The organism is Achromobacter sp. 1L-A-4-B-C2, from assembly GCF_057291955.1.
The window spans coordinates 533790-547893 of record NZ_JBXAWP010000004.1 but is presented as its reverse complement, the minus strand read 5'-3'; the positions used below and the strand labels follow the sequence as shown (position 1 = coordinate 547893).

Here is a 14104-nt window from a genome sequence, read left to right as displayed (position 1 = left end):
TATCAACGATTCTTATGTTATTGCGATGTCGAGGCGCGACGCCGTTACAGCGTCTTTCGCATCGTCTTTAATTTGGCGCTTTCGCGGCGGGCTCGGACGACGAGGCGCCCTGCTTTTCAGCGGAGCCGTACAGGAACTGGCTGATCAGCTGCTCCAGCACAACCGCGCTCTGTGTATAGCGGATTTTTCCGCCGTCGGTAAAGTTCTCTTCTTCGCTGCCGGCCGTCAGACCCAGGTACTGCTCGCCCAGCAAGCCGGACGTGAGGATCGAGGCCGAGGAATCCTTCGGGAATTGGTATTCCTTTTCCAGATTCACCGACACGACCGCCTGGAAGGTCTTGTCGTCGAAGGTGATGCTGGACACGCGGCCCACCACAACGCCGGCGCTTTTGACGGCCGCGCGCGGTTTCAGGCCGCCTACGTTATCGAAATTGGCCGAAAGCGTATAGGTGGGGGCGAAGGAAAAGGTGCTTAGGTTGCCGGCTCGCAACGCCAGGAACGCCAGAGCGACCGCGCCCAGCAGTACAAACAGGCCTACCCAGAAGTCGGTTTTTTCGCGTGACATGATCAATCCGTTTCAATTTCCAAACATCAAGGCGGTGAGCAGGAAGTCCAGCCCAAGTACCGCCAGGGAACCCACGACCACCGTGCGCGTGGTGGCCCGCGCCACGCCTTCCGGCGTGGGCTTGGCCTGCCAGCCTTCGTAAAGCGCGACCAGCGTGACCGTGATGCCGAACACCACGCTCTTGACGACACCGTTGGCCACGTCGTTCCAGACGTCGACACCGTTTTGCATCTGCGACCAGAAGGCGCCCGCATCCACGCCGATCATTACGACGCCGACGACCCAGCCGCCCAGGATGCCCACCATGGAGAACACGGCGGCCAGGATGGGCATGGCGATGATGCCGCCCCACAGGCGCGGCACCAGCACGCGGCGAATGGGGTCCACGGCCATGACTTCCATGGCCGAGAGCTGTTCGCCCGCTTTCATCAGGCCGATCTCGGCCGTCAGCGATGTGCCCGCCCGGCCCGCGAACAGCAGCGCGGTAACGACCGGGCCCAATTCGCGCACCAGCGATAGCGCCACCAGCAGGCCAAGGGCCTCTTCCGAGCCGTAGCGGTTCAGCGTGTAATAGCCTTGCAGCCCCAGCACGAAGCCCACGAACATGCCGGATACGGCGATGATCAGCAGCGAATAGTTGCCGATGAAGTGCACTTGCTGGGACACCAGGCGCGGCCGCGCGAACACAATGCCGCTGCGCGCCAGCATGCCGCCGAAAAAGCGGGTGAAAAAGCCGATGCCGGAAATCTGTTTGCGCACCCAGCCCCCCAGCGCGCCAACCATGTTGTTGGAACCGCTCATGCTTTGCGCCCTTTCTGTGCGGACAGCCACTTCTGAAAAGCCGGCGTGTCGGGATACTGGAACGCGACCGGGCCGTCGGGTTCGCCTTTCAGGAATTGCTGCACGTAAGGGTCTTGCGACGCCGACAACGATTCCGGCGTGCCGGCAGCGGCCAGCTTGCCCTGGCCCACCAGATACACCTGGTCGGCGATGGAAAAGGATTCCTGGACGTCGTGCGTGATCAGCACCGAGGCGCAACCGAGCCGGTCGGCCAGATGGCGGATCAGGCGGGCGGTGATGCCCAGCGAGATCGGGTCCAGGCCCGCGAAGGGCTCGTCGTACAGGATCAGTTCGGGTTCCAGCACGACGGCACGGGCCAACGCCACACGGCGGGCCATGCCGCCGGAAATTTCAGCTACCTTCAGATGCGCGGCGGCGCGCAGGCCCACGGCGTCCAGCTTGTCCAGCACCCGGTCGGTGACTTCGGCTTCGGAGAGCCGGGTGTGTTCGCGCAGCGGAAACGCCACGTTTTCGAACACGTTCAAATCGGTGAACAACGCGCCTTGCTGGAACAGCACGCCCATGCGCTTGCGCAGGGACTGCAACTGCGCCGGGGTGACCTGGCCCAGATCCTGGCCAAACGCCTCGACCTGCCCTTGCTGGGCCATCAACTGGCCGGTGGCCGCGCGCAATAGCGTGGTCTTGCCCGAGCCCGAGCCGCCCATGATGGCGACCACTTCGCCTGCGCGCACTTCCATGGAGATATCGCGCAGGACGGTGAAATCACCGTAGCCAAGCGCTACACCGTCCAGGCGCAGGGCGAATTCCGGGGTGCTGCTTGATTGAGCGGGCATGGGCAACGAAAGAGTGTTTCGGTGGCGGAGCTGGCCCTGCTGGCTTGTCGGCGCGCGGGGCGGATAGCCGGGCTGCGCGGGCAAGACAGGCTGCGGCAGGAAGCGCCCGGTTACTCAGGTGCCGGGGCAAAACAGGCGATGGGCCCCAGCGGCGAGGCGCCATTGTAGCTCGACGCTTTGCAATGACAACGCAAGGGCCCGCCCGTGGAACAGTGTTTTCGGTGGCAGGGACAATTCGGTCGTGTTTGAGGCGAGCGGGCGGCGCTTTTGGGCTGGGCCGGCCCGCACCCTGCGCATAAGTCGGCCCGGGCGGTCGGGCGCCCCAGGCGTCCCAGGCGCCGCAGCCCCGGCCGTCCCAACCGCTCCAGCCGCCCCATGCAGCCTCAGGCTGCCCAAGCGCTCCAAGCCGCCCAAGGCCGCCCCAATCTGCCCCGGCTGCCCAAGGCCGCTTCAGGGCCGTCTCAGGGCCGCATCAGTTGCGATGTCGGACGGCAGCCAGTTCGCGCGCCAGCCGGCCCACCAGATCGGCCGTGCTTTCGCGCCGGGCCAGCGGCGCGGCCTGACCTGCCCACAGCGACAACACTTCCGTATTGCCGGCCTTGCCGCCTTCGGTGCGCATGGGGCGCGTCAAGGCGTTTTGCAGGGGGTACGGCAGGATGTCGGCGGCAATGGCGTCGGCGTCCCGCATGAACGCGTTGGCAATGCCGCGAGCCGGGCGGCCGGAAAACGCCCGCGTCACCCGCGATTGCTCCGAACGCGATCCGGGCAGAACGGCCTTGTAGGCTTCGCTGATGCCCGATTCGTCCGACGTCAGGAAGGCCGTCCCCATTTGTGCCGCATCGGCGCCCAGGGCCAGCGCGGCCGCGATGCCACGCCCGTCCATGATGCCGCCGGAAGCAATCACCGGGATGGATACCGCATCCGCAATCTGCGGCACCAGCGCCATCGTGCCGATCAGCGACTGCTCGAAATCGTCCAGGAACGTGCCGCGATGGCCGCCTGCCTCGGCCCCCTGGGCCACCACCGCGTCCACGCCGTCCTGCTCCAGCGTCACCGCTTCACGCACCGTAGTCGCCGTACCGACCGTCAGGATGCCCAGCTCGCGGCAGCGCGCCAGGACATCGCCGGTGATGCGGCCGAACGTGAAGCTGAACACGGCCGGGCGCAGCCGCAGGATGGCGTCGATCTGCTCGGGTAGCGGGTCCGCCTGGGCGCCCGGCGCGGCCGGGGCCGGCAGGCCCAGCTTGGCGTGGTAACGGGCCATCAACGCCAGCATGCGGCCGGCGTCACCCTGCATGGGCTGCGCCGGCACGCTGGCGAACAGGTTGATGGCGAACGGGCGGTCCGTGCGGGCGCGAATGCCCTGCACGGCGGTCTCGATCTGCGCGGGCGTCATGTAGGCCGCCCCAAGCGACCCCAGAACGCCCGCCTTGGACGCTTCGGACACCAGTTCCACCGTCGTCGCCCCGCCCGCCATGGGCGCCTGGATGACGGGGTGGTCCAGCTTCAGCAGGTCTAGCAATCGGGCGGCCATGGGGTGACTCCTTCAGGTTATTGAAGCTGGATGTTTCCAGCCTTGATGACGTGGGCCCACTTGTCGGTTTCGCTCTTGATGAAAGCCGCGAATTCCTCGGGCGTGCCGCCGCCGGCCTGGCTGCCGGTGTCGGCAATGGCCTTTTGTACATCCGGTTCTTTCAGGATGCGGTTGAACTCGGCGTTCAGCTTGGCAATGATCGGCGCCGGCGTGCCGGCCGGGGCCACGATGCCCTGCCAGTTGTAGGACTCGAAGCCGGTGAGGCCGGACTCGGCCATCGTCGGCACGTCGGGCAGCACGGCCAGGCGCTTGGCGGACGTGACGGCGATGGGGTGGATCTTGGCGCCCTGGATGGCCGGCAACGCGGAATAGCCCATTTCAAACATCATCGAAATGTGGCCGCCCATCAAATCGGTGGCGGCCAGGCTGCCCCCCTTGTAGGGCACGTGCACGATGTCGATCTTGGCCTGTTCGCGGAACATTTCACCGGACAGGTGGTGCGCCCCGCCCACGCCCGACGAGCCAAACGACAGCTTGCCCGGCTGCTTCTTGGCCAGCGCGATAAGGTCCGCCAGCGTCTTGACCGGCAATTCGTTATTCACGCTCAACACCAGCGGGCTGTTCTCGATCAGCACGATCGGGGCCAGATCCTTCTGCGGGTTGTAGGGCATTTCCTTCATCAGCGACGGGTTCACCGCCATCGGGGCCAGGTTGCCCGTGCCGATGGTGTAGCCGTCGGGGGCGGCCTTCGCAATCAGGTTGGTGCCGACCACGCCGCCCGCGCCCGCCTTGTTTTCCACCACGATGGGTTGGCCCAGCGATTCGCCCAGCTTGCGCGCCAGCAGGCGCACGCGGGTATCGGCAAAGCCGCCCGGCGCGTAAGGCACGATCATGGTGATGGGCTTGGCGGGCCAGTCGGCGGTCTGGGCTTGCGCGGCGCCGCTGAAGGCGGCAACGGCCGCCAGGGCGGCGATCAGGGGGCGCAGTGATTTCATGCTGGTGACTCCTCTTTCTTGTCTCTAATGTGTACAGCCCTGCGGGCCGATCGCATTATGCCCAGCGCCTTTGTCTTCTGTCGTGATTTTTCCCAAGCGCCACGCGGACACGGCCAGCAGCGCGGCCCCGCCGCCCAGCACCTGCGGCAGGCCGGCGCCCCAGTGGCCGGCCCACGATGCCAACAGCGGCCCCAGGATCTGCCCGGCGGCGAAAGCGGCGGTCATGATGGCGGCGGCGCGCGGGGCGGCGGCGCCGGCCATGCGCCGGGCCGTCAGCATGCCTGCCTGCGTAATCACCATGAACGTGCCGCCCACCAGCAGCGCCGCCACGATCACGGCGGCGATGTGGTGCCACAGCGCGGCGGCCAGCATGCCGGCCGCCATCAGCGCCTGCGCAACCTGCCAGACGCGCTTTTCATCGCGGGCCCGTGCCAGCCGCGGCACCAGCAGGCATGACACGGCAGCGGCCAGGCCGAACAGCGGCCATGCCCAACCGAACACGGCGGGGTTGGCGATGACCTGCTTGGCCATGGCGGGCAGAAAGGTGGCGGGGATGATGTAGCCGATGCCAAAAACGCCGTAATGCAATGCCAGCCGGGCGGTGACGCGGGGCACACGCGCCGGTGGGCCGGCGTGCGCCGTCGACGACGGCACATGCGATGGCCGCTTCAAACCGGGCCAGGCGATGGCGGACAAGGCCAGCGTCAACCCGCCCAGCGCCAGCCAGGTGCCGTCCGCCCGCACGCCCCAGGCCATCAACGCCAGGCACGCCAAGCCGGTCAGCGCGATACCGGCGCCAACGCCCGCATACGTCAGCGCCGACGCGGCGGGCTCCCGCGGATCGCCCGGCGCTACCGTCCGGCCCGCCGCGACGCAGATGAACGCGCTGGCGCTGGCATAGCCGGCGGCCAGGCGCAGCGCACACCAGACCATGACGTCATGCGTCAACGGCATGGCCAGTGTCAACAGCGCCACGGCGAGCAGGCTGATGGCAAGCTGTACGCGTGCGTGGCCTGCGTGACGGATGGGCCAGGCCACGGCGGCCAGCGCGCCCAGCAGGTAGCCGGCGTAGTTGGCCGAGGCGATCCAGCTGCCCTGCGCCAGCGACAAGCCGCCTTCCTCGGCCATCAGCGGCCAGACCGGGGTAAACGCAAAGCGGCCGATGCCCATGGCGGCAGCCAGGGCCAGGGCGGCCGGCCACGCCAGAGTGGCCGCGCTGCGCGTATCGGCAGCGGCAGCGGCATCGGAAACGGAAGGGTAAGCAGGCGTTGACATGGGCCTACTCTACGGCTGTACTTATATCTTTAATAGTGAATTATTAAGAACATAGGTTCTTGAAATGAGAAACTTGGATCTCGATGCGTTGCAGATTTTTAAAGCCGTGGCCGACCAGGGCGGCGTCGCGCGCGCGGCCCAGCACCTGAACCGGGTGCAGTCCAATGTGTCCACGCGCCTGAAGCAGCTGGAGGCGTCACTGAACGCTCCGCTGTTTCGCCGCCAGAACCGCCGGCTGGTGCTGTCGGACCAGGGCCGCGTGCTGCTGTCCTACGCCGACCGGCTGCTGCGTTTGTCCGACGAGGCGCAGGCGGCAGTGCGCGACGGCGCGCCGCAGGGCGTGCTGCGCATCGGCACCATGGAAAGCACGGCGGCCGCGCGCCTGCCGCCGATCCTGGCGGCCTATCACGCGGCATGGCCGCAAGTGGGCATTGAACTGGTCACCGGCACGTCGGGCGCATTGGCCGCGCAGGTGCGCAATTACGAAATCGAAGCGGCGTTTGTTGCCCAGCCGTTTCCGGCAGAGGGTCTGGCCGCCATGGACGCTTTTCAGGAAAGCCTGGCATTGATCTCGCCCTTGGCATGGGGGCCGATCAGCAGCCCGCGCGATCTTGGCGACCGCACGGTGATCGCCTTCGCGGCGGGGTGTTCGTACCGCCGCATCCTGGAATCGTGGCTGAACCACGAAGGCGTGGCGCCGGGCAGGGTGATGGAGTTTGCGTCGTATCACGCCATCGTGGCGTGTGTGGCGGCGGGCTCGGGTGTGGCCATCGTGCCGCGCTCGGTGTTGGCAGTGCTGGGGGCCGAGCATTCCGTCCATGTCGGCGCACTGACCGGCCCATCCGCTACCGCCCTGACGCAGTTGGTCTGGCGCGCGGACGACGATACGCCCGCGTTGCAGGCCTTGCGCCTGCAATTGCAGACGCCGGGCCGCCAAACAGCCGCTGCTTAGAAGCGGTAGCCCACGCCCAGCGTCGCCACCCACGGGTCGATGCGCGCGGTGCCGATGTGCTGGCCGTCCAGCTTCACCTTCGACTTGATGTCGATGTAGCGGATGTCGGCGTTCATGAACCAGCGTTCGTTGATCTTGAAGTCCGCGCCCAGTTGCGCGGCCACGCCCCACGAATCGCCCATCTTCAGGTCGGAACCCTTCAGCGCGCCTTCGGCCTGGGTGTCGAAGAAGTGCGTGTAGTTGAGGCCCACGCCGATGTACGGCTGGATCATGCTGTCGGGCAGGATGTGCCATTGCAGGCTCAGGGTCGGAGGCAGCTGCTTGCTGGACCCGATCTTGCCCAAACCGCTGCCGCTGACGTCATGCTGGAACGGCCACGCGCCCAGCAGTTCGATGCCGATGTTGCGCGTCACCATGTAGCCCAGCGTGAAGCTCGGGCGTACGTTGTTGTTCGCGTCCAGCTTGACGCTGCCGTCCAGCACCGTGCCGTTGTTGGAAGCGGGGCGCACCTGCGTCACGCCCACTCGGAACAGCACGTCGCCCGCTTCATGCGCATGCGCCGGGGCAGCCAGTGAGCCGGCGGCGATCAGTGCGGCAATGGCGGTGGCGCGGATACGCCCGTTCAGCGAAAACATTTTTCTTCTCCGATCTTTCCGTAAGGTGAGGCCACAGGTTCTCAGACCCGGCGCAAGGCCAGATTGATGTGTGTCAAACCGTTAAAAGATGCGGAATGCGACGTGGTGGCGCGGCAACAGCGGGGGGACTAATGCGGTCTCGTTCGCCGCCTTCAATGACATTCCCTGCCTTCAATGACATTCGCCGCCTTGGCGCTGGGGCGCGCAGGCGGCGAATGGGGTCTTGCGTAGGTGTTGCGTGGGTCTTGCGTTGCCGGAAGATCAGCGCGGCAGTTCGGTGCTGCCCATCAGGAATTCATCGACCGAGCGCGCGCACTGGCGGCCTTCGCGGATGGCCCAGACCACCAGCGATTGGCCTCGGCGCATGTCGCCCGCGGCAAAAACCTTTTCGACGTTGGTGCGGTAGTCGTCGGTGTTGGCACGCACGTTGCCGCGCGCATCGCGATCCACGCCGAACGCATCCAGCACGGTCTGCACCGGTGATACGAAGCCCATGGCCAGCAGCACCAAGTCAGCCTTGATCTCGAATTCCGATCCTTCGACTTCGCGCATCTTCATCTGGCCCGTGGCTTCGTCCTTGAACCACTCGACGCGCGCGCCGACCAGCTTTTCGACCTTGCCGTTGCTGCCCTTGAGCAGCTTGGTGGTCACGGACCAATCGCGCTCGCAGCCTTCTTCGTGCGAGGACGACGTGCGCATCTTCAGCGGCCAGTACGGCCAGGTCATCGTCTTGTTCTCGGACTCGGGCGGTTGCGGCATCAATTCAAATTGCGTGACCGAGGCCGCGCCATGGCGGTTGCTGGTGCCCACGCAATCCGAACCCGTATCGCCGCCGCCAATCACCACCACGTGCTTGCCCTTGGCCAGCGTCTGGTTCGTCAGGCGGTCACCCGCCACGGCCTTGTTCTGCTGGCGCAGGAAGTCCATGGCGAAATACACACCCGACAGCTCGCGGCCGGGAACCGGCAGATCGCGCGGCGTTTCCGAACCGCCCGTCATGACGATGGCGTCGAACTCCGCCTTCAGCGATTCCGGCGTGCGCACCGTCAGGCCATCGGCCACGGGGTCTTTCGGATTGCCGATGTAGGTGGACGGCGCGAACTCCACGCCCTCCGCTTCCATCTGCGAAATGCGGCGATCGATCTGATGCTTTTCCAGCTTGAAGTCGGGGATGCCGTAACGCAGCAGCCCGCCGATGCGGTCGCTCTTTTCGAACAGCGTCACCGAGTGGCCGGCGCGCGCCAACTGCTGCGCGCACGCCATGCCGGCGGGGCCGGAGCCCACCACGGCAATCTTCTTGCCGGTCTTGCGTGCCGGCACCAGCGGTGCAACCCAGCCCTCGGACCAACCCTTGTCGATGATGGCGTGCTCGATGGACTTGATGCCCACGGCGTCGCTGTTGATGTTCAAGGTACAGGCGGCTTCACACGGAGCCGGGCAGATGCGGCCGGTGAATTCCGGGAAGTTGTTGGTGGAGTGCAGGACGTCCAGCGCGCGGCGCCAGTCCTGCTTGTACACCAGGTCATTCCAGTCGGGGATGATGTTGTTGACCGGGCAGCCGTTGTTGCAGAACGGGATGCCGCAATCCATGCAGCGCGCCGCTTGCTGCTTGGCTTGGTCGTCGGTCAGGTGCAGCACGAATTCGCGCCAGTTCTTCAGCCGCTTCTGCGGGGCCTCGGCGGCCTCCTGCAAGCGCTGAAATTCCATAAAGCCAGTAATCTTTCCCATGGTATCCCTCACGCAGCCAGTTGTTGCTGGTTGGCTGCACGCCACATTTCACCCAATGCGCGACGGTAGTCCGTCGGCATGACCTTTACGAATTTGCCGCGCGAGGCTTCCCAGTCGCCCAGGATCTCGCGGGCGCGGTAGCTGCCGGTGTAGCGGAAGTGGTCTTCCACCAGGCGGCGCAGGATGGTTTCATCCGTCTCGCGTTCGCCACCGCGCTGCGCGCTGTGCCAGATGTCGATGTTGTTCAGCGCTTGCTGTTCCGCATGCGGCGCCACGCCTTCCAGTTCGACCATCGACAGGTTGACGCGATGCTTGAGCGTGCGCTCGGGGTCCCACACATAGGCCACGCCGCCCGACATGCCGGCCGCGAAGTTACGGCCCGTGGCGCCCAGCACCACGACCGTGCCGCCCGTCATGTATTCGCAGCCGTGGTCGCCCGTGCCTTCGACAACCGTCGCCGCGCCCGAGTTACGCACCGCGAAACGTTCGCCGGCCACGCCGTTAAAGAACGCCTCGCCCGCCAACGCGCCGTACAGCACGGTGTTGCCAGCGATGATGTGGTCGGGGCCGAAGCCGCGGAAGTCGTTGGGCGAGCGCACGATGATGCGGCCGCCCGACAAGCCCTTGCCGACGTAGTCGTTGCCTTCGCCCACCAGGTCCATCGTGATGCCGTGCGCCAGGAACGCGCCGAAGCTCTGGCCGGCGGTGCCGTTGCACTGGATGTGGATGGTGTCGTCCGGCAGGCCGTCGTGGCCGTAGCGCGAGGCCACGGCGCCCGACAGCATGGCGCCGATCGTGCGGTTGCGGTTGCGCACCGGCACGATGAACGACACCTTTTCGCCACGTTCCAGCGCGGGGCGGCTGCGGTCGATCAACTGGTGATCCAGCGCGCCGGCCAGGCCGTGGTCCTGCTCTTCGGTCTGGCGCACGTCGGCGTCCGATTGCGTTTGATGGAACACGCGGGCGAAGTCCAGCCCTTGCGCCTTCCAGTGCTCAACGCCCGATCGCATGTCCAGCAGATCGGCGCGGCCGATCAGGTCGTCGAACTTGCGGATGCCCAGCTGCGCCATGATTTCGCGCACTTCTTCGGCGATGAAGAAGAAGAAGTTGACGACGTGTTCCGGCTTGCCCTGGAATTTCTTGCGCAGGACCGGGTCTTGCGTGGCCACGCCCACCGGGCAGGTGTTCAGGTGGCACTTGCGCATCATGATGCAGCCTTCGACAACCAGCGGCGCCGTGGCGAAACCGAATTCGTCAGCGCCCAGCAGCGCGCCGATCACGACGTCGCGGCCGGTCTTCATCTGGCCGTCGGCCTGCACGCGGATGCGGCTGCGCAGGCGGTTCAGCACCAGCGTTTGCTGCGTTTCGGCCAGGCCCAGTTCCCAGGGCGTGCCCACGTGCTTGATGGACGACACCGGGGACGCGCCCGTGCCGCCGTCGTGGCCGGCGATCACAACGTGATCGGCCTTGGCCTTGGCGACACCCGCGGCCACCGTGCCCACGCCCACTTCGGACACCAGCTTGACCGACACCGAAGCCTTGGAATTGACGTTCTTCAGGTCGTGGATCAGCTGAGCCAGGTCTTCAATGGAATAGATGTCGTGGTGCGGCGGGGGCGAAATCAGGCCCACGCCCGGCACGGAATAGCGCAGCTTGGCGATGTATTCCGACACCTTGTGGCCGGGCAGCTGGCCGCCTTCGCCGGGCTTGGCGCCCTGCGCCATCTTGATCTGGATCTGGTCGGCGGACGACAGGTATTCGGCGGTCACGCCAAAACGGCCCGAGGCCACCTGCTTGATCTTCGAACGCAGCGAATCGCCCTTCTTCAAGACGACGTCGGCTTCGATGCGGTCCGAGCCCAGCAGCGAGGCCAGCGTGTCGCCGTCCTTGATGGTGCTCTTGCCTTCGCGCATTTCGGCGCGGTAACGCAGTTCGTCTTCGCCGCCTTCGCCGGTGTTGGACTTGCCGCCAATACGGTTCATGGCCACGGCCAGCACCGAGTGCGCCTCGGTCGAGATCGAGCCCAGCGACATGGCGCCGGTGGCAAAGCGCTTGACGATGTCCTTGGCGGGTTCGACGTCATCCAGCGGGATGGCGCGCGACGGATCGAAGCGGAATTCGAACAGGCCGCGCAGGGTCATGTGGCGACGGCTTTGGTCGTTGATGATCTGCGCGTATTCCTTGTAGGTGCGGTAGTTGTTGGCGCGCGAGGCGTGCTGCAACTTGGCGATGGAATCCGGCGTCCACATGTGCTCTTCGCCGCGCACGCGGTAGGCGTATTCGCCGCCGGCTTCCAGGTCGTTGGCCAGCACCGGGTCGGTGCTGAACGCCGCGCGGTGCTGGCGCAGCGCTTCTTCGGCCACCTGGAAGATGCCGATGCCTTCGATGTTGGACGAGGTGCCGGTGAAGTACTTGTTCACCAGGTTGCTTTGCAGGCCCACGGCTTCGAAGATCTGCGCGCCGGTGTAGGACATGTAGGTCGAGATGCCCATCTTGGACATGACCTTGTTCAAGCCCTTGCCGATTGCCTTGATGAAGTTCTTCACGGCCTTTTCGGGGTCATTCATCTTGCCCAGCGATTCCAGCGCCAGGTAGGGGTGAATGGCTTCGGCGCCGTAGCCGCCCAGCAGCGCGAAGTGGTGCACTTCACGCGCGGAACCGGTTTCCACGACCAGGCCGGTGTTGGTACGCAGGCCGGCACGGATCAGGTGCTGGTGCACGGCCGACGTTGCCAGCAGCGCGGGGATGGCCACGCGTTCGCTGTCGACCAGGCGGTCCGACACGATCAGGATGTTGTAGCCGCTTTGTACGGCATCGACGGCGCGCGCGCACAGCGCGGCCACGCGGGCTTCAATGCCCTCGGGGCCCCAGGCGGCGGGGTAGGTGATGTCCAGTTCGAAGCTGCGGAATTTCTTGCCCGTGACCTGCTCGATGTCGCGGATTTGCGCCATGGCGGCAAAGTCCAGCACCGGCTGGGACACTTCCAGGCGCAGCGGCGGGTTGACGTTGTTGATGTCCAGCAGGTTGGGCTTGGGACCGATGAACGACACCAGCGACATCACCAGCTGTTCGCGGATGGGGTCGATGGGCGGGTTCGTGACCTGCGCGAACAACTGGCGGAAATAGTTGTAGAACGGCTTGGCGCGGTCGGACAGCACGGCCAGCGGGGCGTCGTTGCCCATCGAGCCGATGACTTCCTCGCCGGTGGACGCCATGGGTTCCAGGATGAACTTGTAGTCTTCCTGGGTCCAGCCGAATGCCTGCTGGCGATCCAGCAACGACACCGGCGACTGCGTGGCGACAGCGGCCTGGCGCGGGGCCGGCAGCGATTCCAGCTTGATCTGCAGGCGCTCGATCCATTGGCGGTACGGGCGGCTGTTGGCCAGTTGCAGCTTGATCTCGGCGTCGTCGATGATGCGGCCTTGTTCCAGGTCGATCAGGAACATCTTGCCCGGCTGCAGGCGCCACTTCTTGACGATGCGGTTCTCGGGGATCGACAGCGTGCCGGCTTCGGACGCCAGGATGACCATGTCGTCATCGGTGACCAGGTAGCGGGCGGGGCGCAGACCATTGCGATCCAGCGTGGCGCCGATCTGGCGGCCGTCGGTGAACGCAACGGCGGCGGGGCCGTCCCACGGCTCCATCATGGCGGCGTGGTATTCGTAGAACGCGCGACGGGACTCGTCCATCTGCGTGTGCTGTTCCCAGGCTTCCGGGATCATCATCATCATGGCGTGCGCCAGGGAATAGCCGGAGTTGACCAGCAGTTCCAGGCAGTTGTCGAACGTGGCGGTGTCCGACTGGCCTTCATAGACGATGGGGTACAGCTTTTTCAGGTCGTCGCCCAGCACGGCCGACTGCATCATGCCTTCGCGGGCGCGCAGCCAGTTGAAGTTGCCCTTGACCGTGTTGATTTCGCCGTTGTGCGCAATCATGCGGTACGGGTGGGCCAGCGGCCAGGCGGGGAACGTGTTGGTCGAGAAGCGCTGGTGCACCAGCGCCAGGGCGGACACCGTGCGGGTGTCGGCCAGGTCGCGGTAATAACGGCCCACCTGGTCGGCCAGCAGCAGGCCCTTGTAGACCACGGTGCGCACCGACGCGGACGGCACGAAGTATTCCTTGCCGTGGGCCAGATGCATGTTCTGGATGGCGTGGCTGGCCGTCTTGCGAATCACGTACAGCTTGCGTTCCAGCGCGTCGGGCACCATCACGTCGGCGCCACGGCCGATGAACAACTGGCGGATGACCGGCTCGCAGTCGCGCACCGTGGGCGACATGGGCATGTCGACATCCACCGGCACATTGCGCCAGCCCAGCACGACTTGGCCTTCAGCGCGCACCGAGCGTTCAAGCTCTTGTTCGCAAGCCAGGCGCGAGGCGGTTTCCTTGGGCAGGAACACCATGGCCACGCCGTATTCGCCCGGGGGCGGCAGGATGATGCCTTGCTGGCTCAGTTCGTCGCGATAGAGCGTGTCGGGAATCTGGATCAGAATCCCCGCGCCGTCGCCCATCAGCTTGTCGGCGCCGACAGCGCCGCGGTGGTCCAGGTTTTCAAGGATCTTCAGACCTTGCTGGATGATCGCGTGGCTTTTCTTGCCTTTGATGTGCGCAACGAATCCGACGCCACAGGCGTCATGCTCGTTCTTGGGGTGGTACAGGCCCTGGGCAGCCGGAAAACCAATGCGCGAAGCATCGATCGGGGTGGCCTTGGGCGTGGAACAGGATTCGTTGGGGGTAATTTGGGGCATGGCGCGCTCCGCAGTGGGCCTGCGTCGTAATGTTGCAG

General features: G+C 65.7%; 10 protein-coding genes. 1 reads left to right on the top strand and 9 read right to left on the bottom strand.

Translation table 11 applies throughout. The features are described 5' to 3' along the window. Positions 1–67: 67 nt before the first annotated feature. From mlaD to AC0Z35_RS20970, 6 genes are all read right to left on the bottom strand, one after another. Positions 68–565, bottom strand: a complete 498-nt coding sequence (gene mlaD / locus AC0Z35_RS20995) for an outer membrane lipid asymmetry maintenance protein MlaD (protein WP_046805343.1) — start codon at positions 563–565, stop codon at positions 68–70. A 12-nt stretch (positions 566–577) separates the two neighbouring features. Next, positions 578–1366 (bottom strand): lipid asymmetry maintenance ABC transporter permease subunit MlaE, encoded by a 789-nt coding sequence (mlaE, locus tag AC0Z35_RS20990; protein ID WP_485132639.1) that lies wholly within the window; start codon positions 1364–1366, stop codon positions 578–580. Further along, positions 1363–2199 (bottom strand): ABC transporter ATP-binding protein, encoded by an 837-nt coding sequence (locus AC0Z35_RS20985; RefSeq protein ID WP_104144706.1) that lies wholly within the window; start codon positions 2197–2199, stop codon positions 1363–1365. The genes mlaE and AC0Z35_RS20985 overlap by 4 nt, the downstream gene beginning before the upstream one ends. Before the next feature lie 472 nt (positions 2200–2671). Further along, positions 2672–3733 (bottom strand): NAD(P)H-dependent flavin oxidoreductase, encoded by a 1062-nt coding sequence (locus AC0Z35_RS20980; protein ID WP_485132638.1) that lies wholly within the window; start codon positions 3731–3733, stop codon positions 2672–2674. Positions 3734–3750: 17 nt separating this feature from the next. Further along, positions 3751–4728, bottom strand: coding sequence for a Bug family tripartite tricarboxylate transporter substrate binding protein (locus tag AC0Z35_RS20975; protein ID WP_046805278.1), 978 nt, complete (start codon positions 4726–4728; stop codon positions 3751–3753). A 24-nt stretch (positions 4729–4752) separates the two neighbouring features. Then, positions 4753–6003, bottom strand: a complete 1251-nt coding sequence (locus tag AC0Z35_RS20970; protein WP_485132637.1) for a YbfB/YjiJ family MFS transporter — start codon at positions 6001–6003, stop codon at positions 4753–4755. 64 nt (positions 6004–6067) lie between these two features. Between AC0Z35_RS20970 and AC0Z35_RS20965 the strand changes: the two genes are divergently transcribed. Next, positions 6068–6955: a LysR family transcriptional regulator gene (locus tag AC0Z35_RS20965; RefSeq protein WP_219991539.1), complete on the top strand. Its 888-nt coding sequence runs from the start codon at positions 6068–6070 to the stop codon at positions 6953–6955. On the opposite strand, the gene AC0Z35_RS20960 is transcribed toward AC0Z35_RS20965, so the two are convergent. The 3 genes from AC0Z35_RS20960 to AC0Z35_RS20950 form a co-directional block, all read right to left on the bottom strand. Further along, on the bottom strand, positions 6952–7590 hold the full coding sequence (locus AC0Z35_RS20960; RefSeq protein WP_219991540.1) for an OmpW/AlkL family protein: 639 nt from the start codon (positions 7588–7590) through the stop codon (positions 6952–6954). The genes AC0Z35_RS20965 and AC0Z35_RS20960 overlap by 4 nt on opposite strands. 261 nt (positions 7591–7851) lie before the next feature. Continuing rightward, positions 7852–9318, bottom strand: a complete 1467-nt coding sequence (locus AC0Z35_RS20955; protein WP_485132636.1) for a glutamate synthase subunit beta — start codon at positions 9316–9318, stop codon at positions 7852–7854. Positions 9319–9326: 8 nt separating this feature from the next. Beyond that, positions 9327–14066 carry a glutamate synthase-related protein gene (locus AC0Z35_RS20950; RefSeq protein ID WP_046805283.1) on the bottom strand — a complete coding sequence of 1580 codons (4740 nt, stop codon included), beginning with the start codon at positions 14064–14066 and terminating at the stop codon, positions 9327–9329. Positions 14067–14104 lie beyond the last annotated feature (38 nt).